Source organism: Enterobacter sp. SES19, assembly GCF_011765665.1.
Lineage (GTDB): Bacteria > Pseudomonadota > Gammaproteobacteria > Enterobacterales > Enterobacteriaceae > Enterobacter > Enterobacter pseudoroggenkampii.
This window is the reverse complement of sequence record NZ_CP050320.1, coordinates 4,302,718-4,326,487: the sequence shown is the minus strand read 5'-3', so window position 1 is coordinate 4,326,487 and position 23,770 is coordinate 4,302,718. Positions and strand designations below refer to the sequence as shown.

At 53.7% G+C, this 23,770-nt stretch carries 22 protein-coding genes, 1 tRNA gene and 1 rRNA gene (1 of these 24 cut by a window edge); 3 read left to right on the top strand and 21 right to left on the bottom strand.

The window, feature by feature from the left end; genetic code table 11:
- A 5S ribosomal RNA gene (gene rrf, locus GXP72_RS20635) occupies window positions 1-69 on the top strand; it begins 178 nt to the left of the window's first position.
- 14 nt (window positions 70-83) lie between these two features.
- A tRNA-Thr gene (locus GXP72_RS20630) sits at window positions 84-156 on the top strand.
- A 185-nt stretch (window positions 157-341) separates the two neighbouring features.
- Here GXP72_RS20630 and GXP72_RS20625 read toward each other — a convergent pair.
- The 7 genes from GXP72_RS20625 to GXP72_RS20595 all read right to left on the bottom strand — a co-directional run bounded on the left by GXP72_RS20625 (window position 342) and on the right by GXP72_RS20595 (window position 9,759).
- On the bottom strand, window positions 342-1,100 hold the full coding sequence (locus GXP72_RS20625) for an amino acid ABC transporter ATP-binding protein (RefSeq protein WP_014171880.1): 759 nt from the start codon (window positions 1,098-1,100) through the stop codon (window positions 342-344).
- Window positions 1,101-1,107: 7 nt separating this feature from the next.
- On the bottom strand, window positions 1,108-2,211 hold the full coding sequence (locus GXP72_RS20620; protein WP_032650459.1) for an amino acid ABC transporter permease: 1,104 nt from the start codon (window positions 2,209-2,211) through the stop codon (window positions 1,108-1,110).
- A 9-nt stretch (window positions 2,212-2,220) separates the two neighbouring features.
- Window positions 2,221-3,402: an amino acid ABC transporter permease gene (locus tag GXP72_RS20615; RefSeq protein ID WP_090418923.1), complete on the bottom strand. Its 1,182-nt coding sequence runs from the start codon at window positions 3,400-3,402 to the stop codon at window positions 2,221-2,223.
- Between the two features lie 67 nt (window positions 3,403-3,469).
- Complete coding sequence (locus GXP72_RS20610) at window positions 3,470-4,495, bottom strand: amino acid ABC transporter substrate-binding protein (protein ID WP_024906309.1); 1,026 nt, start codon at window positions 4,493-4,495, stop codon at window positions 3,470-3,472.
- A gap of 473 nt (window positions 4,496-4,968) precedes the next feature.
- Window positions 4,969-5,190: a lipoprotein gene (locus tag GXP72_RS20605; RefSeq protein WP_008502867.1), complete on the bottom strand. Its 222-nt coding sequence runs from the start codon at window positions 5,188-5,190 to the stop codon at window positions 4,969-4,971.
- A 304-nt stretch (window positions 5,191-5,494) separates the two neighbouring features.
- A complete protein-coding gene (locus GXP72_RS20600) occupies window positions 5,495-8,608 on the bottom strand; it encodes an efflux RND transporter permease subunit (protein ID WP_032650453.1) in 3,114 nt (1,037 codons plus the stop codon).
- A gap of 11 nt (window positions 8,609-8,619) precedes the next feature.
- Complete coding sequence (locus GXP72_RS20595) at window positions 8,620-9,759, bottom strand: efflux RND transporter periplasmic adaptor subunit (RefSeq protein ID WP_208763305.1); 1,140 nt, start codon at window positions 9,757-9,759, stop codon at window positions 8,620-8,622.
- Between the two features lie 387 nt (window positions 9,760-10,146).
- Here GXP72_RS20595 and envR point away from each other — a divergent pair, with 387 nt between their 5' ends.
- On the top strand, window positions 10,147-10,866 hold the full coding sequence (gene envR, locus GXP72_RS20590; RefSeq protein WP_024906312.1) for an acrEF/envCD operon transcriptional regulator: 720 nt from the start codon (window positions 10,147-10,149) through the stop codon (window positions 10,864-10,866).
- On the opposite strand, the gene GXP72_RS20585 is transcribed toward envR, so the two are convergent.
- The 14 genes from GXP72_RS20585 to GXP72_RS20520 form a co-directional block, all read right to left on the bottom strand.
- Complete coding sequence (locus tag GXP72_RS20585; protein WP_208763304.1) at window positions 10,782-12,863, bottom strand: bifunctional diguanylate cyclase/phosphodiesterase; 2,082 nt, start codon at window positions 12,861-12,863, stop codon at window positions 10,782-10,784. The genes envR and GXP72_RS20585 overlap by 85 nt on opposite strands.
- 139 nt (window positions 12,864-13,002) lie before the next feature.
- A complete protein-coding gene (locus tag GXP72_RS20580; protein WP_024906314.1) occupies window positions 13,003-13,167 on the bottom strand; it encodes a DUF2556 family protein in 165 nt (54 codons plus the stop codon).
- A 178-nt stretch (window positions 13,168-13,345) separates the two neighbouring features.
- On the bottom strand, window positions 13,346-13,642 hold the full coding sequence (gene fis / locus GXP72_RS20575; RefSeq protein WP_000462905.1) for a DNA-binding transcriptional regulator Fis: 297 nt from the start codon (window positions 13,640-13,642) through the stop codon (window positions 13,346-13,348).
- Between the two features lie 23 nt (window positions 13,643-13,665).
- Window positions 13,666-14,631 carry a tRNA dihydrouridine synthase DusB gene (dusB, locus tag GXP72_RS20570; RefSeq protein WP_023309409.1) on the bottom strand — a complete coding sequence of 322 codons (966 nt, stop codon included), beginning with the start codon at window positions 14,629-14,631 and terminating at the stop codon, window positions 13,666-13,668.
- Window positions 14,632-14,961: 330 nt separating this feature from the next.
- The gene (locus GXP72_RS20565) at window positions 14,962-15,702 is read right to left on the bottom strand and encodes a carbonic anhydrase family protein (RefSeq protein ID WP_090418911.1); all 741 of its coding nucleotides are present in this window, start codon (window positions 15,700-15,702) and stop codon (window positions 14,962-14,964) included.
- 128 nt (window positions 15,703-15,830) lie between these two features.
- Window positions 15,831-16,712, bottom strand: a complete 882-nt coding sequence (gene prmA / locus GXP72_RS20560) for a 50S ribosomal protein L11 methyltransferase (RefSeq protein WP_024906316.1) — start codon at window positions 16,710-16,712, stop codon at window positions 15,831-15,833.
- Between the two features lie 11 nt (window positions 16,713-16,723).
- Window positions 16,724-18,175, bottom strand: coding sequence for a sodium/pantothenate symporter (panF, locus tag GXP72_RS20555; protein ID WP_032650448.1), 1,452 nt, complete (start codon window positions 18,173-18,175; stop codon window positions 16,724-16,726).
- Window positions 18,165-18,407: a YhdT family protein gene (locus tag GXP72_RS20550; protein ID WP_032650447.1), complete on the bottom strand. Its 243-nt coding sequence runs from the start codon at window positions 18,405-18,407 to the stop codon at window positions 18,165-18,167. The genes panF and GXP72_RS20550 overlap by 11 nt, the downstream gene beginning before the upstream one ends.
- Before the next feature lie 108 nt (window positions 18,408-18,515).
- Entirely contained in the window at window positions 18,516-19,865 is a 1,350-nt protein-coding gene (accC, locus tag GXP72_RS20545; RefSeq protein WP_024906319.1) for an acetyl-CoA carboxylase biotin carboxylase subunit, read from the bottom strand.
- 10 nt (window positions 19,866-19,875) lie between these two features.
- Window positions 19,876-20,337, bottom strand: a complete 462-nt coding sequence (accB, locus tag GXP72_RS20540; protein ID WP_010436174.1) for an acetyl-CoA carboxylase biotin carboxyl carrier protein — start codon at window positions 20,335-20,337, stop codon at window positions 19,876-19,878.
- Window positions 20,338-20,358: 21 nt separating this feature from the next.
- Entirely contained in the window at window positions 20,359-20,811 is a 453-nt protein-coding gene (gene aroQ, locus GXP72_RS20535; protein ID WP_024906320.1) for a type II 3-dehydroquinate dehydratase, read from the bottom strand.
- A 234-nt stretch (window positions 20,812-21,045) separates the two neighbouring features.
- On the bottom strand, window positions 21,046-21,645 hold the full coding sequence (gene msrQ, locus GXP72_RS20530; protein ID WP_024906321.1) for a protein-methionine-sulfoxide reductase heme-binding subunit MsrQ: 600 nt from the start codon (window positions 21,643-21,645) through the stop codon (window positions 21,046-21,048).
- Complete coding sequence (gene msrP, locus GXP72_RS20525) at window positions 21,646-22,647, bottom strand: protein-methionine-sulfoxide reductase catalytic subunit MsrP (RefSeq protein WP_023333641.1); 1,002 nt, start codon at window positions 22,645-22,647, stop codon at window positions 21,646-21,648. It lies immediately after the preceding gene.
- A gap of 77 nt (window positions 22,648-22,724) precedes the next feature.
- On the bottom strand, window positions 22,725-23,699 hold the full coding sequence (locus tag GXP72_RS20520; RefSeq protein WP_049123414.1) for an MDR family oxidoreductase: 975 nt from the start codon (window positions 23,697-23,699) through the stop codon (window positions 22,725-22,727).
- Window positions 23,700-23,770: the final 71 nt, after the last annotated feature.

Sequence of the window (23,770 nt, the reverse complement as noted above, 5' to 3'; positions counted from 1 at the left end):
AGAAGTGAAACGCCGTAGCGCCGATGGTAGTGTGGGGTCTCCCCATGTGAGAGTAGGGAACTGCCAGGCATCAAATTTAGCGTGCTGATATGGCTCAGTTGGTAGAGCGCACCCTTGGTAAGGGTGAGGTCCCCAGTTCGACTCTGGGTATCAGCACTGCCGAACTCAGAAGTGAAACGCCGTAGCGCCGATGGTAGTGTGGGGTCTCCCCATGTGAGAGTAGGGAACTGCCAGACATCAAATAAGTGAGAAGGCCATCCGAAAGGATGGCCTTTTTGCGTTTATGCGCCGAAAAAACGGTAGGCCGGGTAGGCTAAGCCGCCACCCGGCAGAGCAAACGACTAATGAATCACCTGCGACAGGAATGCTCGCGTACGTTCTGACTTCGGATGGGCAAAGAACTCGTCCGGCGGTGCCTGCTCAACAATCTCCCCGCGGTCCATAAAGATCACACGGTCGGCCACGGTTCGCGCAAAACCCATCTCATGCGTCACACACAGCATGGTCATGCCGGATTGTGCCAGCCCAATCATGGTGTCCAGAACCTCTTTCACCATTTCAGGATCGAGGGCAGATGTCGGCTCATCAAACAGCATAATTTTCGGTTTCATACACAGAGAACGGGCAATAGCCACACGCTGCTGTTGGCCACCCGATATCTGGCCAGGGAACTTATTCGCATGCTCTGCGATACGTACGCGCTCCAGGTAGTGCATGGCTAATGCCTCCGCTTCCTTTTTCGGCATCTTTCGTACCCAAATCGGTGCAAGCGTACAGTTCTGCAGAACGGTCAGGTGCGGAAACAGATTAAAGTGCTGAAAGACCATTCCCACTTCCTGACGCACGCGTTCAATATTGCGGATATCTTCATTCAGCTCGATACCGTCAACCACGATGCGTCCTTGCTGATGCTCTTCAAGATGGTTAATGCAGCGAATGGTTGTGGATTTCCCGGATCCGGAAGGGCCGCACAGGACAATGCGCTCTCCCTGCTTGACCTTAAGATTAATGTCCTTCAGGACATGAAACTGTCCGTACCATTTATTCACGTTTTCCAGCGTAATCATCGCGTCGGCGGGTGTCATAGTTATTTGGCTCATAATTTCCTCAGTGCGGTGTACGCCCGGTGTTAAAGCGCTTTTCCAGATGCTGGCTGTAGCGCGACATGCTAAAACAAAAGATCCAGTAGATCAGAGCTGCAAAGACATATCCTTCGGTGGACATACCCAGCCAGACAGGGTCAACGGTTGCCTGCTGCACGCTGCTAAAGAGATCGAACAATCCAATGATGATCACCAGGCTGGTATCCTTGAAGAGGGCAATGATCGTGTTGACCAGACCCGGGATGACCAGCTTGAGTGCTTGTGGAAGAATGACCAGCCCCTGCGTTTTCCAGTAGCCGAGAGCCAGTGATTCCGCCGCTTCGTACTGGCCTTTAGGCAGCGCCTGCAGACCTCCGCGTACAACTTCAGCGACATAGGCGGACTGGAAGAGAATCACCCCCACCAGGGCACGGATCAGCTTGTCGATGGTGGTCCCTTCTGCCATAAACAGCGGCAGCATGACCGACGACATAAACAGAACGGTGATAAGCGGTACGCCGCGCCAGAACTCAATGAAGATAACGGAGAGCACGCGTACGATCGGCATTTTTGAACGCCGTCCCAGGGCCAGTAAAATCCCCCACGGCAGAGCACCGGCTATCCCCACTGACGCAATAATCAACGTCAGCGTCAGACCGCCCCACTGGCGTGTTTCTACGCGTTCCAGCCCCAGAAAACCGCCATACAACAGTACCCAGACAATAATCGGATAAACCACTGCCCAGACGGCAATATAGCGTCCGCGATGAGGCAGCTTTTTCCAGAACATGGCTGCGACAGAGAGCAGGCCGATAACCAGCGCCAGATTAATCCGCCAGCGCTGTTCATGCGGATACAACCCATACATGAACTGACCGAATCGCTCGTGGATAAACACCCAGCAGGCACCGGCTTTTGTGCAGTCTGCCCGGGTTGAACCGACCCAGTTGGCCTGTAAAAACGCCCAGTTCAGCAGGGGAGGAATCAATTCCCACATGAGCCACAGGCAGACAATCGTCAGCAGGCTGTTACTCCAGCTGGAGAACAGATTCTTACGCGCCCAGAGAATGAAGCGTCCACCTGTCGAGTTGGCAGGGCGCGAGGAGTGCGACAGTATCGCTTTTGTCATCATAGATCCTTAGCGCTCGACCAGTGCTATACGACGGTTATAAAGGTTCATCAGCAGTGAAATCACCAGGCTGATGATCAGATAGACAGACATCGTGATGGCGATGGTTTCAATGGCTTGTCCGGTCTGGTTAAGCACGGTTCCGGCGAAGAGTGACACCATATCCGGGTAACCAATGGCAGCGGCCAGCGACGAGTTTTTGACAATATTGAGATACTGACTGGTCAGGGGCGGGATGATGACCCGTAAAGCCTGCGGAATGATGACCTGGCGAAGCGTCACGGTATGGGGTAATCCCAGTGAGCGTGCCGCCTCGTGCTGTCCGTAAGGTACGGCCTGGATCCCGGCACGGATAATCTCTGCGATAAACGCGGACGTATAAATCGACAGCGCCAATGTCAGCGCTGCCAGCTCGGGAATTAATACCATCCCACCCTGAAAGTTAAAGCCACGCAGATGGGGAATGTCCCAGTGCAGCGCAGCCCCAAACAGCCAGTGTGCCAATAGCGGGAGACTAACGATCAGGACGACTGCCGTTGGCCAGGTTCTACGAAGCTGACCGGTTTTGATCTGGTGCTTGCGATTAAAACGAAATACGCCAACTGAAAGAGCAAGCGCCATCACAATCGCGCCAATGAAAGCGTACAGCCCTTCACCCGTCTGAGGAGAAGGAATGGACAACCCACGGTTACTCAGGAAAAACAGCTCAAACGCGTCGACGGCCTGACGGGGACCGGGAAGGTTACGCAGTACGGCGAAATACCAGAAGAAGATCTGCAGGAGCGGGGGGATATTGCGGAACGTCTCGATATAAACAGTCGACAGTTTCCGCAGCAGCCAGTTTTCAGAAAGACGTGCCAGACCAATAAAGAAGCCCAGTATCGACGCGAAGACGATACAAAGCGCCGATACCAACAGCGTATTCAGTAAACCGACCACGAACACGCGTCCATACGTGTCACCTTCCTGGTAATCAATAAGGTGCTGAACAATGCCAAACCCCGCGCTGCGATCTAAAAACGCGAAACCGGAGGTAATGCCACGATTATTCAGGTTGGTAATGGTGTTATGGATGAGATACACGGCGATGAGAACAACCGCAACAATAGCAATAATCTGGAATAGCCAGGCGCGGACCGCGGGATGAGAAAAGGATAGCGATCCTTTTACGGCTGAGCGGCGATGGGACATAAAGAAACCTCAGTAACCATGACTCTGGAGAGGGCACTGCCTGAGCAGTGCCCGTTACAGCTATGACTTAACGTACCGGTGGCGCGTACTGAATACCGCCGTTGTTCCAGAGATTGTTCTGGCCGCGTTTGATCTTCAGCGGGCTTTCCGATCCCACGTTGCGCTCAAAGATCTCAGAGTAGTTGCCCACCTGTTTGATGATGTTGTAGGCCCACTTGTTATCCAGCTTCAGATCCTTGCCGAAATCACCTTCTGTACCGAGCAGGTGTGCCATATCCGGGTTGGATGGCTTAGCGGCTTTCTCATCAACGTTTTTCGAGTTGATGCCCATCTCTTCTGCGTTCAGCATGGCGAACAGCGTCCAGCGAACAATGGAGAACCAGTCTTCATCGCCACGACGTACGACCGGTCCGAGAGGTTCTTTGGAGATCACTTCAGGCAGAACAATCCATTCTGCCGGGTTGCTCAGCTTAATACGTAAGGCATACAGCTGTGACTGGTCAGAGGCCAGCGTGTCGCAACGGCCGGACTCCAGCGCTTTGGCCGACTCATCCGAGCGGTCGAATGTCACTGGGGTGTATTTCATGTTGTTTGCTTTGAAATAATCCGCGACGTTCAGCTCGGTATCGGTGCCCGCCTGAATACAAACGGTGGCGCCATCCAGCTCTTTGGCGCTTTTCAGGCCTGCTTTATTGTGGGTCAGGAAGCCGATGCCGTCATAATAGGTCACGCCCGTGAATGACATACCCATCCCTGCGTCGCGGGAGGACGTCCAGGTGGTATTACGGGAGAGCATGTCGACCTCGCCGGACTGCAGCGCCGTAAAGCGTTCTTTCGCCGTCAGCGGGGTGTATTTTACTTTGCTGTCATCACCAAAAACGGCGGCAGCAACGCCACGGCAGACGTCCACATCGATACCGGTAAATTTGCCGTTCGCATCGGCATAAGAGAAGCCAGGCAAACCGTCACTGATACCGCATTGAACAAAACCTTTCTTTTTAACGGCATCCAGTGTCGTTCCCGCATGGGCTTGACCGGCTACGGCAAACAACATGCCTGCAGCGGCCAGGCTGGCTATCATCGTCTTTTTCATAATGCATCCTGTGTGGCGAAATTTATCGTTATAGAGGCGTTTTTAAACGCTTAACCTGTCTGTGGCTTTGGCCAACGTTTATAAAGCAAACGTAATGCCAGTTTTGCGTTCGACAAAATAAGAGACGAGCGAACGCTTAATGCTGAGTGTAGACAGGCTTAAATAAAACGAGCGCCCTGAAATGGTGCGAAATTACAACCTGTGCCACAAATCGGAGCAAAAGTTATGCGTCGGGTCAGGAAAAAGGGGAGATAGTTTCCAGAGTGAATATTGGCAGGGTATTCAATAATATTAATGTGTGAAAATCATCACGATAGAATAAGTAATTTGAATGAGTATGCGAAAAAGCTGTGACTGACTTCAGGCTTAGTTTAATTACGTGAATAAATACGGGGCTATTTTTTTACTTATTTGAAAATACTGCACTCATTAAAAGCAAAAGCGCGGCCAGAGCCGCGCTTTCTTAACAGATGTTACTTCGTCAGGGCAACAATACCCAGCGTCAAACCCGCTACTGCGGCAGCACCGCCAGCGATAGCACCCGCAGTTTCCCAGTTATCCTGGGTGGTGCCTTTCATACAGGTATTGGTATGAACCAGTCGGCCCTGGTCATCGTAAACCGGTACACATGGAGAGTCGTGCGCGCAACCAGCCAGCAGCGCAGCGAGAAGTGCAACGGAAATGAATCTTTTCATGATGTTACCTCAGTATTATTTCTCATCCGCTATAAAGCCAGGAGGGCTATTAACGAACTGGAGGTTATTTTACCACCGGGGTAAGTCCTCGTTACACGAGGAATAATCTCAAATTATGTAGTTTGTAAAAATCGTGGAGAAAAATCGGTTTCAGGAGGAATTAATGGAGACATTATGGAGCTGCAAGAGACTGTTTTTACTTAATGCAAATCATCATATTTTTAACACTGCCTTTATGTAAAGCGTAATTCATTGTTTATGTTAAAAATAAAAAAGGCACCAAAGGTGCCTTTTAGGGGGAATATTACTCCTTATGGTGAGTAAACCGTCGTCGAACAACCACAAAGAAGACGGGCACGAAGAAAATCGCCAGAAGCGTTGCGGAAAGCATTCCCCCCATAACGCCCGTACCGACGGCGTTTTGCGCGCCGCTCCCGGCACCGGAGCTGATCACAAGCGGCATGACGCCAAGGATAAAGGCCAGAGACGTCATCAGGATCGGTCGAAGGCGCATCCTGGAAGCTTCCAGCGTGGCTTCAATAATGCCTTTGCCTTCTTTATCCATCAGGTCTTTAGCAAATTCGACGATCAGGATGGCGTTTTTCGCCGATAAACCAATCGTCGTCAGCAGGCCGACCTGGAAATAAACGTCATTGTTTAACCCGCGCAGCGATGCTGCGAGAAGCGCCCCAATGACCCCCAGCGGTACAACCAGCATAACGGAGAACGGAATGGACCAGCTTTCATACAGCGCTGCCAGACACAGGAACACCACGATCAGCGAAATGGCGTACAGTGCAGGCGCCTGGTTACCCGAGAGCCGCTCCTGATAGGACATTCCGGTCCAGTCATAGCCGATGCCGGAAGGCAGTTTTGCCGCGAGACTTTCCATCATAACCATGGCCTCACCGGTACTTTTACCCGGGGCTGATTCACCGAGGATCTCCATAGAGGGCATCCCGTTATAGCGCTCCAGGCGAGGTGAACCATAGACCCAATGAGCATTGCTAAAGGCAGAGAACGGGACCATTTCCCCATTCGCGCTGCGCACGTAGAGGTTGTTAATATCGCCTGGCAACATACGGAATTTGGCGTCGGCCTGTACGTAGACCTTTTTCACGCGCCCATGATCGATAAAGTCGTTCACATAGGTGCCACCTAATGCCGTCGAAATCGTCTGGTTGACGTCAGAAAGACTGACGCCCAGCGCCTGCGCTTTCTCCTGATCGACATCCAGTTTGAACTGAGGCGTATCTTCAAGACCGTTAGGGCGCACGCGAACCAGCAGATCAGGGTGCTCTTTCACCATGCTGAGCAGTTGGTTACGCGCCTGCGTCAGTTGGGTATGCCCCAGGTTAGCCTGATCGATCAATTCAAAGTCGAAGCCCGTGGCGGTACCCAGCTCAATAATTGCAGGCAGGTTAAACGGGAAAACAAGGCCATCTTTAATCTGACTGAAGGCTTTCGTCGCGCGGCCCACAATGGCTTCGACACCATTTTCCGACCCCGGGCGCTCCTCCCAGGGCTTCAGGCTGACGAATGCAATACCGGAGTTCTGACCCTGGCCGCTAAAGCTAAAGCCGTTTACGGTAAAGACGGATTCAACGTTCGCCTTCTCTTTGTTCAGGTAGTAGTCCTGAACCTGGTCGAGGACCTGCTGAGTACGCGTCTGGGTTGCACCTGCCGGGAGTTGAACCATCGTCATAAACACCCCCTGATCCTCTTCGGGCAGGAAGGAGGTGGGTAGGCGCAGGAAGAGTACCGCCATCCCACCGACAATAATGACGTACACCACCAGATAGCGCCCTGTCTTACGCAAAATACCGCTCACGCTGTTGCTGTAGTGCTCAACGCTTTTATCAAAGAGCGCGTTAAACCAGCCGAAGAAGCCCCCTTTTTTCTCATGATGGTCGCCGGATACGGGCTTAAGCAACGTTGCGCAGAGTGCGGGCGTCAGGATGAGCGCAACCAGTACGGACAACGCCATAGCGGAAACGATAGTCAGCGAGAACTGGCGATAGATCGCCCCCGTCGAGCCGCCAAAAAAGGCCATCGGAATAAAGACCGCCGAGAGCACCATGGCGATCCCGACCAGTGCGCCCTGGATCTGCTCCATCGACTTCTGCGTGGCCTCTTTCGGCGGCAGCTTGTCCTCGACCATGACGCGTTCGACGTTCTCAACGACCACGATAGCGTCATCGACCAGCAGACCTATCGCCAGCACCATGCCGAACATCGTCAGGGTATTGATGGAGAAACCAAATGCCGCCAGAACCGCAAAGGTACCCAGCAGAACGACCGGCACCGCGATAGTCGGGATGAGCGTCGCCCGCAGGTTTTGCAGGAACAGGTACATGACCAGGAAGACGAGAACGATCGCTTCAAACAGGGTCTTCACCACTTCGTGAATGGAGATTTTCACAAAAGGCGTGGTGTCATAGGGATAGACAACTTTCAGCCCCTGTGGGAAGAACTGCTGCAGCTGCGCCAGCTTGCTTTTGATGGCTGCCGCAGTGTCCAGCGCATTTGCCCCGGTTGCCAGCTTAATCCCCAGACCGGTTGCCGCCTGCCCGTTGATTTTAGTGACCATGTTGTAGTTTTCGCCGCCCAGCTCAATACGAGCCACGTCCTTCAGATGAACCATCGAGCCGTCCTGGTTCACCTTGAGCGTCACGCGGCCAAACTCCTCCGGCGATTTCAGGCGGGTTTGCGCGATGATCGAGGCATTCAGCTGTTGCCCGGGAATGGACGGCGTTCCGCCCAGCTGGCCTGCCGCTATCTGATCGTTCTGGGTTTTCAGCTGGTTGATAATATCCAGCGGCGTCAGCTGGTATTTGTTCATCGCGTTGCTGTCGAGCCAGATGCGCATCGCATACTGAGCGCCAAACAGCTGAACGTCACCGACGCCAGACGTTCGGCTGATGGCATCTTTGACATTTGAGGCGACATAGTCAGAGATGTCATCCTGCGTCAGGTTTTTGTTGTCAGAAACAAAACCGGCGACCAGCAGGAAGCTGCTGCTGGATTTCTCCACGCCAATCCCTTGCTGCTGAACCTCTTGCGGCAGCAGCGGCATGGCGAGCTGCAGCTTGTTCTGCACCTGCACCTGAGCGATGTCCGGGTTGGTGCCTGACTCGAAGGTCAGGGTGATGGTGACGTTACCCGCTGAATCGCTGGTGGAGGACATATACATCAGGTTATCGATACCGTTCATGTTCTGTTCGATAACCTGGGTCACGGTATCCTGCACCGTTTGAGCGTCCGCTCCCGGGTAGGTCGCGGAAATCGCCACGGCGGGAGGGGCGATGGTCGGATACTGTGCGACCGGAAGTTTGAGAATGGCCAGCCCGCCTGCAATCATCAAAATGATGGCAAGTACCCAGGCGAAAACCGGTCTCTGAATAAAGAAATTAGCCATGTCGTCGTCCCTTAACCGGCTGGAGTCGTGGTGGTATCCGGCGTGGCGACGACGGTTACCCCCGGTCTGACTTTCTGTAGCCCGCTGACAATCACGCGATCACCGTTTTTCAGCCCTTCCGTTACCAGCCAGCGATCGCCAATTGCCTGAGGGGCGACGACGGTACGTGGTTCAACCTGGTTTTTATCGTTCACCACCAGGACGGTTGCATCGCCTCGCGGTGTACGGGTCACGCCTTGCTGTGGAACCAGAATCGCATCCGGCTGAGTGCCTTCATCGATGCGGGCGCGAACAAACATGCCGGGTAACAGCATATGCTGAGGGTTCGGGAAAATGGCGCGCAGGGTAATCGAGCCGGTACTTTCATCGACCGTGACGTCAGAGAACTGCAGGGTGCCTTTCAGCGGGTAGGGCTGCCCGTTCTCCATCAGTAGCTCAACGCTGCTGGCGGTATCGCCTTTTTGCAGGCTCGTCTGTTTCAGGCGCATAAAATCATTACTGGACTGGGTAACATCGACATAAATCGGATCGAGCTGCTGGACCGTTGCCAGCGCTGCGGCCTGTCCGTTCGTCACAAGTGCCCCTTCGGTCACGCTGGATTTCCCGATACGACCATCAACAGGAGAGGTCACTTTGGTGTAGGCAAGGTTGATACGTGCGCTTTCAACGCCGGCTTTCGCGGCAACCACGCTGGCATCTGCCTGCTGAGCCGTCGCCACGGCCTGGTCATACTCCTGCTTACTGACATATTGGGTGCCTACCAGCGGGAGATAGCGTTTTACCGTCAGGTGCGCAATATTGGCCGCCGCCTGAGCCTTCGCCAGTTCGCCTTTCGCGCTGTCATAGGCTGACTGATAGGTCGCAGGATCAATCTGGTAAAGTGACTCACCCGCTTTTACATCGCTACCTTCCGCGAAGTTGCGGCGAAGGATAATGCCGCTAACCTGAGGACGAACCTCCGCAACGCGAAATGCATCTGTTCTGCCCGGGAGTTCAGTGGTGACAGCCAGAGGTGCGCTTTTCACAATGTGCACGCTGACCTGAGGCGCCTGCAGGTGTTGTTGTTGATTTTCCTGACCATCGCATCCAGTGAGCAGTACCGCGCAGACAATGAAACCGGATAAGGGCAAGCGTCTGAAATGATTCGTCATTACTGTTCCTTTAAATACCCATTAACCGATATATGCCGCGAACCGGTAGCTGGGGCAGAGGGATAAAAAATAAAATGTAGCTGCGTATAATAATGAGGGTATTTAATGTTTTTTAATTTATAAGTGCGAATGACCATGCTTCTGGAGAAAATCAGAATCAGACCTGGTCCATTCCGGGATATACTTCAGGCATGTTAATCATGTAAATGGGGTTTATGTTGTTTGGTTATTCATCCCGTCAATTTAATTGACTCGATGTATTTGTATTAATTATAAATTAAGAGAGGTGACTTTTTTTGTGCAAAATTAAAACGGATTTTAGTGAATACTTACATTTGCATGAACGCAATATTACCTTTAAACCTTGTGAGTAACGAGTAGTTGCCTATGGCGCGTAAAAAGAAAGAAGAGGCTCAACAAACCCGGCAGCAGCTGATTGAGGCGGCTATAGGACAGTTTGCGACGCGTGGCGTAGCCAGTACGACGCTGACGGATATCGCTGATGCTGCAAAGGTGACGCGCGGCGCGATCTACTGGCACTTCACCAGCAAATCAGAAATATTTAATGCCATCTGGGAACAGCAATTACCGCTTCGCGACATTATTCGTGACAGACTTTCCCTTTCCGATAGCGACGACCCATTGTTAAAACTTCGTGAGCAATTTATTACTGCGCTGCAGTATATTGCCCGTGAACCCCGGCAATGTGCGCTTTTACAAATTCTGTATCATAAGTGTGAATTTAGCAGTGATATGATTTCAGAGCGTGAAATCAGAAACCGCATTGGATTCAATGATGACACGCTACGCGCCACGCTGGAGACCTGTATTTCGCAGAATATCATTTCGCCAAAGGTGAATGTTGATCTCACCTTGATTGTATTCCACGGTTTTTTTAGCGGAATAATTAAAAACTGGTTAATGAATAACGACAGTTTTAATCTTTATCAGCAGGCTCCCGCTCTGGTTGATAGCATACTGGCGACACTCCCTGTCATTCGCGTGTCGCCTGATGAGGATGCTTACAGCTCAGCGCCAGGTAACATTTCTCCTCGGGCACAAAGTGCTTCTATGGTCTGCGCGCTGGTGGGTTTACCTAACAGATAACCCTGAAGGGTGTTACAGCCCAGCTCGGTTAAAAAGGCTTGCTGTGCTTCGGTTTCTACACCTTCTGCCACGACTTTCAGGTCAAGCGTTTTGGCAAGGGCGACAATCGCTGAGACAATAGTGGCATCCTCGCTTTCGCCGCTGAGCTCTTTCACAAACGCCCTGTCGATTTTCAATTCACAGGCCGGTAACCGCTTGAGATACAGCAGGCTCGAATATCCGGTGCCAAAATCATCAATGGAGGCCTTCACGCCCGCATCCGTTAGCTCTGTCAGCACCCGTACGCTCTCATCCGGGTTGCTCATCGCGGTGGTTTCCGTCACTTCGAGGATCAACATTTCCGGTGGCACATGGTGAAGAGCCAGGCAGTCGAGAACCGTTTTCACCAGCGAAGGTTGTTCAAACTGCAGTGTCGACAGGTTTACCGCCATTGACCAGCTTTGATGACCCTGAAGATGCCATTCCCGCAGCTGGCGACAGGCTTCATTAATCACCCAGTTGCCAATGGGGATGATCAGCCCCGTTTTTTCCGCCAGCGGCAGAAAAAGCTCCGGCGTCAGTAACCCCTGCTTAGGATGCTGCCAGCGCAATAACGCCTCGAATCCGAGGACAGGACCCGCGGGGGCGTGAAATTTTGGCTGATACAGCAGGCGCAGCTCATTGCGATCGATCGCCATCCACAGATCGTTCATTAACTGGAGATGGGTCTGCGCTAGGGTGTTCATGGAGGGCTGGAAAAAGTGGTAGCCGTTACGGCCCATATGCTTCGTGTGATACATCGCCGCGTCGGCGTTAAACATCAGTTCACGCTCAGTTTTGCCGTCGTGAGGGTACAGTGCGATACCAATGCTGAGAGTCACCACCAGTTCATAGGGGCCGAGATTGAACGGGCTATCGATCGCGCGGACCAGCGAATTTGCCAGCGATGCCGCGTCGTCCGGACCTTCTCCCTCTGCCAGCAGAACAAACTCATCACCGCCGATACGTGCAAGGGTGAACTGGCCTTTCAGGAGAAGCAGCAGACGCTGCGTAACGGCGACCAGCAGCCTGTCACCAACATCATGGCCGTAGGCGTCATTGATGGCTTTAAAGCCGTCGAGATCCATGAACATCAGGGCAAAGTGATTCCCTTCACGATCGGCTTTGCTGATGGCCTGATCGAGTCTGTCTTCCAGCAGGATACGATTGGGCAGACGCGTCAGGGTATCGTGCAGCGCCAGTTGAGCGAGTTCCCGGTTAGCTTCTGCCAGCGACGAGGCCAGAAGGGCCGTACGTGCCTGAAGGCGGGCATCCAGCATCGACACCAGCAGGGTAATCCCAAGAATAGAGAGGGCGACAACGCTGACCAGCACCGCCAGCCAGCTCCCGTTAATCCCCTCATGATGAACCATTGTGGACATGGGAAACTGCGCTGCTTTCATCCCGGCATAGTGCATACCGGCAATGGCAATCCCCATCGTGATGGCGGCCCCCATGCGCATCAGCACGACCTGCGCGGCTTCGCGACGCAGGCGGAAGGTCAGCCATAGCGCCGCGAGAGAAGCGGCAAGCGCAATCGCGACCGAAATGGCCACCCAGACCTTGTCCCAGATAATCCCCGGCATCACTTCCAGCGCCGCCATGCCGGTGTAATGCATAGCAACAATACCGCTCCCCATCACCAGCGCGCCGGGCAGCAGTCGGCGCAGGCGTAATTGCTCGCAGCTCACGAGCCATAGCGCAAACAGCGATGAACCCACGGCGATGACCATGGATAACACCGTCAGGGTGGCGTTGTAGCTCATGCTCATGGAGAGGTCCATCGCCAGCATGCCGATAAAGTGCATGGCCCACACGCCAATACCCATTGCAATACCGCCGCCAGCCAGCCAGACGCGGGCAGCGACGCCCTCACTCCCGGCGACGCGTGCAGCCATGTTCAGCGCGGTATACGCCGCAAGGATGGCAACAACAAAGGAGAGGACGACAAGGATATGGTTGTATTGGCTGACCAGCATGGACGGTTCTACTCGAGTGTGGGGTTACGCTAGAGCGGTTGAGAAGGGCGAGACATTATCACCGTCAGGTAATGGCTCAAAGGGATTTAAATCCCCGTTTTTAGTGGGTAATAATGGTGTGATTTGCGCAATCGGGCGGTTAGTCGAGCTCGGAGCAGTTCACGAGTTTCAGCGGATTGACGGAGTTCATATTGCGACACTTATCGGTTTCGGTACTCATCAGTTCAATCCACTGCATCAGGAGTGCATCGAAAATGAGAACGGAGATTGCAAAGACAATCAGCCACCAGTATTTACGAATCATTGTGTCATTCCGCGAGAAGAGCGCCTGTAGGATGGGGAAAAATATACACGAAAAACCGTGGTTTAAAAGCGGGAGAAGCGAAGGTTTACACTGCGTTGACGGAGAGGTACAGGTAATAAAAAAGGCGCTTCCCCATGCCGAAGAGCGCCTTTTTAAACAAGCATTTAACTGATTAGTATCAGTTCATGCCGTATTTTTTCAGTTTCTTACGCAGAGTACCACGGTTGATACCCATCATCAGCGCAGCGCGGGTTTGGTTACCGCGGGTGTATTGCATCACCATGTCCAACAGTGGCTGTTCAACTTCAGCCAGTACCAGCTCATACAGGTCATTAACATCCTGACCGTTCAGTTGAGCAAAATAGTTCTTCAGTGCCTGTTTAACCGAGTCACGCAGGGGCTTTTGAGTTACCTGGTCCTGAGAGTTAACGGTAGAAACGGTCAGTACGTCAGAATTTACGCGTTGTTCGAACATAGTTCTGTCAGCTCTTTATTTCATTACGCAAGATTTTCGAAGTATGCCTCCAACGCCTCCAGCTGTACGCTGGCATCCTCTATGGCGTTGAATGTGCGCCGAAACTGGTCATCTGGAGCGTGCTCCTGGAGATACCAGGAGACGTGTTTACGCGCAATTCGGTACCCTTTTGCCTGACCGTAGTGGTCATGCAGTTCCCGAACATGCGAACAAAGCAAGCGCTTAACCTCTGCCAGAGGCAGCGGGGCAAGCAGCTCCCCAGTGTCCAGATAATGCTGGATTTCCCGGAAGATCCAGGGTCTTCCCTGAGCGGCACGTCCTATCATCAGAGCATCAGCTCCCGTATAGTCGAGTACAGCTCTGGCTTTAAGCGGGTCAGTTATGTCGCCATTCGCGATAATCGGAATGGAAACTTTCTGCTTAACTGCCCGAATGCTGTCGTATTCAGCTTCACCGTTGAACAAACAGGCGCGAGTGCGTCCATGAATGGTCAGGGCCTGAATGCCACAGTCTTCGGCCAGTTGGGCAATCTCTACACAGTTACGGTGTTCCGGCGACCAACCCGTGCGAATCTTCAACGTAACAGGAACGTCCACTGCGCTGACAACCGCCGTCAGGATAGCTTTCACCTGGTCGGGGTATTGCAGAAGGGCTGAACCTGCAAGCTTGCGATTCACCTTTTTGGCCGGGCACCCCATATTGATATCAATAATCTGGGCACCACTTTCCACGTTAATCCGCGCGGCATCTGCCATCTCTTCAGGCACGCTTCCGGCAATTTGCACGGTGCGAATACCTGGTTCATCAACGTGCACCATCCGAAGGCGGGATTTATCGCTTTCCCAAACCTGCGGGTTAGACGACATCATCTCGGATACGGTTAAACCGGCTCCCATCTCATAGCACAGCGTCCTGAACGGCCGGTCTGTAATACCTGCCATAGGGGCTGCGATCAGGCGATTTCTAAGCTGGTGGTGTCCGATGCGCATGAGTTAAGAAATGACCATACTGTGACTGCAAGGCGGCGTATATTACGCATTTTTTGCACGAGATGAAAGGCCAAACTTTGAACAATCCACTGTTGTAGATCAAGGAATCGCCGCTCAATCTTTCCGTTCAAAATTATTCATTATTTAAATCATTATGTTATACGAGAATGGTTATTTTATAGTCGCTTACAATTTCCCGTAACTTCTCATCATTTCTGAATAAATGCTTCGATGAAGCGGGATAATCTGCTGTTTTTAGCAGCAGATTTCCCCACTTCTTTGCGATCTGCGTCGCATTTTAGAACATGATCGTCATGCGAAAAATGCGTCTTATTCGACCACAACGCGCCCGTGCAGCGACTGTACCGGACGGTTATTATCGTGATGCATGGTATGAGTAAATTTCTCAAGCTGTTCTGCTGAGAGGGTTAACGGCTGTTTGAGCACGATCCAGGTAACCCCTTCAGAACACGGTGGTGTGGTCAAAGAGCCGCTAAAGCGCCAGTAAGTTTTCACCTTTGGCAGCAGTTTGTTCAGGTTGAGATCCTTCTCAATAGATACATTCTGTTCAGCCTGCTGAGGCATCATACTCCACAGCTTTTCCAGCTCGGGATTCGCAGCACCTTTATCAAACATGACGGCCACCACTGCCAGCTCACCCGCGCTGTTTTTATGTACCAGATGCATCTCCATCGCGTACTTTTTGCCGTGCACGGTGTTTTCGCTCGGCGCATGGAAGTGGAACTGCTGTAGCGTCCAGGTTTGCTTGTCCAGGGTTATCGTGTTGCGGGTATCTGCTTTTTCGCTGGCCTGAATGGTATGGCCATTGTTTGTCAGCCCGACAGGGCCATCAATGTAGTGTGTTTTAAGCGGAGGGAGATGGGCGTTAGCGGTCGAATCAATATTAATCGGAGACTGGTTCATCCCGCTTTGACAGGTCTTGTATGCCTCGTCCAGCTCGCCCCAGTGTTCCGGCGAACCTTCCCCTTCGTAGCTCCAGTGTGATGCGAATGCTGAAGCCGAAACCATGCTCAGCGCCAGCAGCGCTGCCTTGCCTGTAATGTGTTTCATCATATTCTTCCGGTGAATTTTTATAATACAAATCAACATGATTTGTGTGGTTATTTTACCGGAGAATGGCAGAGGGAGAGAGAATAATCAGAGGGTGAAAGGCGTGGTCAGATGACCACGCCAAATGCTTATTTTTTACGGCCGGTGATGCGGCACCACTCTTCTTTCTCAACCACCGGGTCGAGGGTGAAAAGATCGGCGTAGGCTTCACACACGCTGTCGGCCTGGCTCGCCAGAATACCGGAAAGCCCCAGCAGACCGCCCTCAACGGGCAGCACGCTGATTAACGGGGCCAGCTCGCGCAGTGGGCCCGCCAGAATGTTTGCGACCACCACATCGGCTTTCATGGCGTCTGGCTGCGCATCCGGCAGATACAGCTCCAGACGATCGGACACGCCGTTACGCTCGGCATTATCGCGGCTGGCCTGAATCGCCTGCGGATCGATATCGATCCCGATGGCTTTAGCTGCGCCCAGTTTCAGGGCGGCAATCGCGAGGATCCCGGATCCACAGCCGAAGTCGATCACCGTCTTACCGTCCAGATCGAGACCATCCAGCCACTGCAGGCACAGGGATGTGGTTGGGTGAGTGCCGGTACCAAATGCAAGGCCCGGGTCGAGCATCACGTTGACCGCATTCTCGTCCGGGACGTCGCGCCAGCTTGGGCAGATCCACAGACGTTTGCCGAACTGCATCGGGTGGAAGTTATCCATCCACTCGCGTTCCCAGTCTTTATCTTCCAGCTGTTCGATTTTGTGCACAAATCCCGCGCCCAGCAGAGGATGGTTTTCCAGAATCGCGACCACCTCTTTCATATCGGTTTCGGCATCAAACAGGCCAATAACGTCGGTATCGCCCCACAGGCGGGTTTCGCCCGGCAGCGGCTCAAAGACCGGCGTGTCATGCGTGTCCTGGAAGGTGATAGAGACCGAGCCGGCCTCCATCAGCGCATCGCTCAGTTCCTCGGCGTTAGCGCCGGTTGTGTTCAGTTTTAGTTGGATCCACGGCATGGCAAAACTCTTTATTTATCAGTAGAAATCATAGCGGGTTGTGGGACAGGCTGACCGAAACGGTTCCCCACCACAAACGCCAGTAAACTTAGCAGTAACGAAGGCACAATCGGATGGAAGCCCAGGTACTGAATCTTAAACGTTGCGAGGACGGCATACAGCACACCGCCGACGATCATGCCGCTCAGCGCGCCCGCCGCGTTTGCGCGTTCCCAGTAGAGCCCTAACACCAGCGGCCACAGGAATACCGCTTCCAGCCCACCAAATGCCAGCAGGTTCAGCCAGATGATCATCTCCGGCGGACGCCATGCGGCGAGCATCATCAGAATACCGAGCACCAGCGTGGTCCAGGTTGAGATGCGTTTCAGCTTCTGCTCATTATGCATTTTAGCCGGACGCGCGCTAAGCCACAGATCTTTGATAATGGTGGCGGAAGCCTGAAGCAGGTGCGCGTTAACGTTCGACATGATGGCCGCCATCGGTGCAGCAAGGAATAAACCTGCGGCCCACGGCGGCAGAACCTGCACCATCAGCGTTGGGATCACCTGATCCGGCACGGTCAGGTGAGGTAATACAGCTCGACCCAGCGCGCCCGCCAGATGCATGCCCAACATCAGAAGGGCGACAACGACGGTACCAATCACAATCCCGCGGTGAACGGCTTTGCTGTCTTTATAGGAGATACAGCGCACGGCGGTGTGCGGCAGACCGATAACCCCAAAGCAAACCAGCACCCAGAAGGAGGTCATAAACGCGGGCGTCAGGATATCGTCAGCACCATGAGGGCTGACCAGCTTAGGATCGATCTGTTCCAGCGTTTGCACCGCATTGTGTAACCCGCCGGCCGCGTAGATGACGCCAACCAGCAGCACAAGAGTACCTATCAGCATAACCATGCCCTGCATGGTGTCGTTCAGCACGCTGGCGCGGAAACCGCCAAACGCGGTGTACAGCGCAATCGTGATTCCGAAGATGAGCAGCCCGGTCTCGTACTTAATACCCGCTGCCGTTTCCAGCAGGCGCGCGCCGCCAATAAACTGAACGGCAATGGCGCCGACGAAGGCGACAATCAGGCTGATACTGGCAATCCAGACCACCGCGCGGCTCTGATAACGCGCCTGCAGCATGTCGTTCAGCGTAATGGCGTTATAGCGGCGAGCGAGTATGGCAAATTTTTTGCCCAGAATACCCAGTGACAGCCAAATCGTGGGCACCTGAATCATGGCCAGCAATACCCAGCCCAGGCCGTATTTGTATGCGGCTCCCGGCCCGCCAATGAACGAACTGGCGCTCACGTAGGTGGCGGTCAGCGTCATCGCCAGCACAAACCCGCCCATGGAACGGCTGCCGAGGAAATATTCGCTCAGGAACGATCCGGTACTGCGTTTGCGCATGGCATAGAAAGAGAGGCCAAATACCACGATCAAATAGACAACCAGTACGGTGATGATTTCAGTTTGCATCACTGTCCTCCAGCGGGAAATCGCGGAAGATAAAGCGCACCATCAGCCAGCTGAGCAAAATAAAAATCAACGGTACCAGCAGACACGCCATTTCAAACCAGTGCGGCAGGCCGGTTATGCCGGACGCTGAATTCGGTAAGTAAGCAGTTACTAACCATGCGGCGAGATAGAGAAGGGTCAGCCACAGCGCCCAGCGCGCTTCTTTATGGGCCTGAACAAAACGTTTGTCCATTTTTTGTCCCTTGTGGATGAAGAAAGCGGGGATTGTACATGATGAGGCTTTCCAGGCCCCAGAAATAAAAAAGGCCGGATAATCCGGCCTTTTCGTGTGCGCGCAGTCTTACTTCTCGTTAAGACCGAGTTTCTTCTCGAGATAGTGGATGTTGGTTCCACCATTCTGGAAGTGCTCGTCGCTCATAATGCGCATCTGCAGATCAACGTTGGTTTTGATACCGTCGATGATCAGCTCCTGCAGGGCGTTCTTCATGCGGGCAATCGCCACGTCACGGTTTTCGCCGTAGCAGATGAGTTTACCGATCATTGAGTCATAGTACGGCGGTACGGTGTAACCGGCGTAAATATGAGACTCCCAACGCACGCCAAAGCCACCCGGCGCGTGGAAACGCGTGATTTTACCTGGGCTTGGCAGGAAGGTGTTCGGGTCTTCGGCGTTGATACGACACTCGATCGCATGGCCTTTCACCACAACTTCTTCCTGCTTGATGGACAGCGGCTGACCGGCTGCGATACGCAGCTGTTCTTTGATCAGGTCAACGCCGGTGATCATTTCGGTAACCGGGTGTTCAACCTGAATACGGGTGTTCATTTCGATGAAATAGAACTCGCCGTTTTCGAACAGGAACTCAAAGGTACCCGCCCCGCGATAGCCGATATCGACACACGCTTTGGCGCAACGCTCGCCGATGTAGCGACGCAGTTCCGGGGTAATACCCGGTGCTGGCGCCTCTTCGACCACTTTCTGGTGACGACGCTGCATGGAGCAGTCACGTTCTGCCAGATAGATCGCGTTACCCTGACCGTCAGCCAGCACCTGAATTTCGATGTGGCGTGGGTTTTCCAGGTATTTTTCCATGTATACCATGTCATTGCTGAAAGCGGCTTTTGCTTCAGCTTTGGTCATGGAGATGGACTGCGCCAGGTCAGCATCGCTGCGCACAACGCGCATACCGCGACCGCCGCCGCCGCCGGACGCCTTGATGATAACCGGGTAGCCAATGCGTTTAGCATGAGCACGGTTAGCATCCATGTCGTCGGTCAGAGGGCCGTCAGAGCCTGGTACGGTTGGCACACCGGCTTTTTTCATCGCGGTGATTGCAGACACTTTGTCGCCCATCAGGCGGATGGTGTCGGCTTTCGGGCCGATGAAGATGAAGCCAGAGCGTTCAACCTGCTCAGCAAAGTTGGCGTTCTCAGAGAGGAAGCCGTAACCCGGATGAATTGCCACCGCGCCGGTGATTTCAGCGGCGCTGATGATAGCCGGGATGTTCAGATAGCTTTTTACGGACGGAGCCGGGCCAATACAGACCGTCTCATCCGCCAGCAATACGTGTTTTAAATCGCGATCCGCGCTTGAGTGCACCGCGACGGTCTTGATGCCCAGTTCTTTACAGGCACGAAGAATACGCAGTGCGATCTCGCCGCGGTTGGCGATAACAATTTTATCCAGCATGTACGCCTCGTTACTCGATGACGACCAGCGGCTCGTCAAATTCAACCGGCTGACCACTTTCGACCAGAATCGCTTTCACAGTACCTGATTTGTCTGCTTCGATCTGGTTCATCATTTTCATCGCTTCAACGATGCACAGGGTATCGCCTACGTTGACTTTCTGACCCACTTCGATGAACGCCTTCGCGTCCGGGCTCGGGGTGCGGTAGAAAGTACCAACCATTGGGGAACGTACGATGTGACCACTGATTTCTGCTGCAGCGGCAGGTGCGGCTTCAGCTGCTGGCGCAACGGCTGCGGAGAGCGCAGGCTGCTGCACTGGCGCAGCATAAGCCTGCTGCATTACCGGGAAGCTAGCGGCTGGGGCTGCACGGCTGATGCGTACAGACTCTTCGCCTTCAGAAATTTCCAGTTCGGAGATGCCTGATTCTTCAACCAGCTCGATCAGTTTTTTAATCTTACGAATATCCATGAGTGGGTTCCGTACTCTTGTTTAGTGTGATTGTGACAAGCGTTTTACCGCTGTCTGTAAAGCGTATGAATAGCCGTCTGCGCCCAGTCCACAGATAACGCCAGCAGCGATATCTGACAGATACGAATGGTGGCGGAACGGCTCTCGGGCGTGCACGTTACTCAGGTGGATCTCGATAAACGGGATACTCACCGCGAGCAGTGCGTCGCGGATAGCAACACTGGTGTGCGTAAACGCGGCCGGATTGATCAGGATATAGTCCACATTGTCTTTAGCCTGATGAATACGGTCGATGATTGCGTACTCCGCATTCGACTGAAAATGATCCAAATCCACATTCAGTGACGCTGCTTCCGTTCCCAGACGGTTAACAATTTCACTCAATGTCAGCGTGCCGTACTTCTCTGGCTCACGGGTTCCGAGCATGTTCAGGTTCGGTCCGTTCAAAACTAAGATATGGAACTTATCAGTCATTATGCCGCTATCTCCTGCGATTTTCGGGTAAAAAACAAAATATACCTTCGAAACGCAAATGTCACCTTTTCAGAGGCTTAAAACCGCTGTCAGGCGAACCAAGGTCGCACATTATAACGATTTCGTAGCATTTAGCAGCTAAATACTGGTCTTATCAGGGAAGATTATCAACCGCTATCCGAAAAAGATTTGCGGTTGACGGGGAATATGCGGGAAAACGCACAGTTTCGCCAACTATCGCAACCACTGGCGGAACTTCTTGTAACGCCATGCTAAAAGCGCCACGGCGGCCAGTGCGTACAGGACCGGCTGCGGGGAGAGGATCTTCACCGACCACAGGTAATGAATGGGGGCGAGGATCGCGACAAGATAGACGAAGTTGTGCAGCAGCTGCCAGCGCCTGCCCAGTTTTCGCTGCGCATATTGCGTGGAGGTCAGCGCTAACGCCAGTAAAATCACCCAGCTCACAATACCCAGCGTCAGATAAGGGCGTGTCACCAGTTCGCGGCCAAGCAGTGCCAGATTGTTAATTCCCAGTTCCAGCAGGGCATAGCTGGTGAGGTGCAGCGTCGCCCAGGCAAAGCACCATAGCCCTAACAGCCGACGGGTGCGTATCAATAGTGGCTGTTTAGCGTAGCGCGCCAGCGGCGAGACGAGCAAGGTGGCCAGCAAAAATTTCAGAGCCATCCGACCGGTAAAATGCTGGATATCCTTGGCCGGGTCTGCGCTAAAGAGACCCTGGCTGGCGGCCCAGAACAGCCATATAAAAGGAAGTAACCCGGCCAGGTGCAGCAGCACTTTCAGCCAGGTAATCTGTTTTGCCGTTAAACGCACTCAGAAGTTCTCCCGTAAATTGAGGCCACGGTACAGCGAGGCCACTTCATCCGCATAGCCGTTAAACAGCAACGTGGGCTGACGCTTCACGTCCAGCGCACCGCCGGAACCGATAAACCGCTCGGTTGCCTGCGACCAGCGCGGGTGATCCACATGCGGGTTCACGTTGGCGAAGAAACCGTATTCGTTCGGAGCCGCCAGATTCCAGGTGGTGGGCGGACGCTCGCGGGTGAGCTTAATGCTGACGATGGACTTAATTCCTTTGAAACCGTATTTCCACGGTACGGTTAAACGGATGGGGGCACCGTTCTGCGGCGGAAGCGCCTTGCCGTACACGCCGACGGTCAGCAGGGTAAGCGGGTGCATCGCCTCATCGAGACGTAGCCCTTCCACATACGGATACTCAAGCCCGCCGCCGATAAACCGGTCTTTTTGTCCTGGCATCTCGTCCGGCGCATAGCGCGTCTGGAAAGCGACATATTTTGCGTTGCTGGTGGGCTCAACCATCGCCAGCAGTTTATGCAGCGGGAAGCCGACCCACGGCACCACCATCGACCAGGCCTCCACGCAGCGCATGCGGTAGATACGCTCTTCGAGCGGGAAACGGGTGGTCAGATCGTGATGATCCAGCGTCAGAGGTTTCGCCACTTCGCCATCAATCTTCAGCGTCCACGGATCGGTTTTGAGGCTACCGGCGTTGGCGGCAGGATCGGCCTTGTCGAGACCAAATTCGTAGAAGTTGTTGTAGCCGGTGACTTTATCTTCTGGCGTCAGCGTCAGTTTATTTTGCCATTGGGCGGGTTTCGTAAAGGTGAGCGGGGCGCCGGAAGGGGCCTTCGGCCGATCGTTGCCTTTAAACCAGTCGAGCAGGTCGGCGTGTGCCGCCGGAGAGAGCGTCAGGGCTGTGGCGCTGATGCCAAGCATTTTCAGGATCTGGCGGCGCTGTAACATAAAGACAGACTCGGACGTTACGTCGGCTTCCGTCAGTTTTCGGTTTTTCATGGCATCCTCCGTCATGCGTTTTCCTAAGCATGACGGAGGAGAGGGATTCGCGCGAATATGTCACGAAAATTTGAAGATTAGGCGATTTTCACCAGCGCACGACCTTGGAACTGGTTGTCCATGATCTTACTGGCATAGTCCGGTGCCTGGCTGAGCGTAATCTCCGTTGCGCTCCGGGTGTAGAAGGATTCCGGCAGATCGCGTACCAGACGTTCCCATGCCTGCGTACGGCGAGCCGCTGGGGTCATCACGGAATCCACACCCTGCAGGCGGACGTTACGCAAAATAAATGGCATCACGGTGGTGGGCAGGGCAAATCCGCCCGCCAGTCCGCAGGCTGCCACGCAGCCGCCGTAGTTCATCTGCGCCAGGACTTTTGCCAGCACTTTATCACCGACGGTATCCACCGCGCCTGCCCAGACCTGTTTTTCCAGTGGACGGGTTTCGGCGAATTCGTCACGGCTGAGAATGCGGCTGGCCCCGAGCTGGCGCAGGTAATCGTGGGTGCTTTCGCGGCCCGACACCGCCGCGACCTGATAGCCCAGCTTGTGCAGCAGCGTGACTGCAGTGCTGCCCACGCCGCCGCTGGCACCGGTGACGACAATTTCACCCGACTCAGGGCGGATGCCCGCCTCTTCCAGCGCCATCACACACAGCATGGCGGTAAAGCCTGCCGTACCGACGATCATCGCCTTGCGGCCATCCATGCCTTTCGGCATTGGCACCAGCCAGTCGCCCTTCACGCGCGCCTGCGTTGCCAGCCCGCCCCAGTGATTTTCACCTACGCCCCAGCCGGTGAGCAGCACCTGCTGGCCCGGGTGGAAGCGCGGATCCTCGCTGGTATGAACCCGGCCCGCGAAATCAATCCCCGGCACCATAGGGAAATTTCGGATGATTTTACCCTTACCGGTAATCGCCAGCGCATCTTTATAATTTAAACTGGACCAGTCGATGTCGACGGTTACTTCGCCTTCCGGCAGGCGACTCTCTTCAACCGCCTGCACTGAGGCAAGCGTTTTGCCGTCCTGCTGTTCTAAGATCAAAGCCTGCATACGGGGTCCTCTCGACTCAGATGATTGGAAAATAATTTCTGAAGACTATACTCGCTCAGGGAAACGCAATG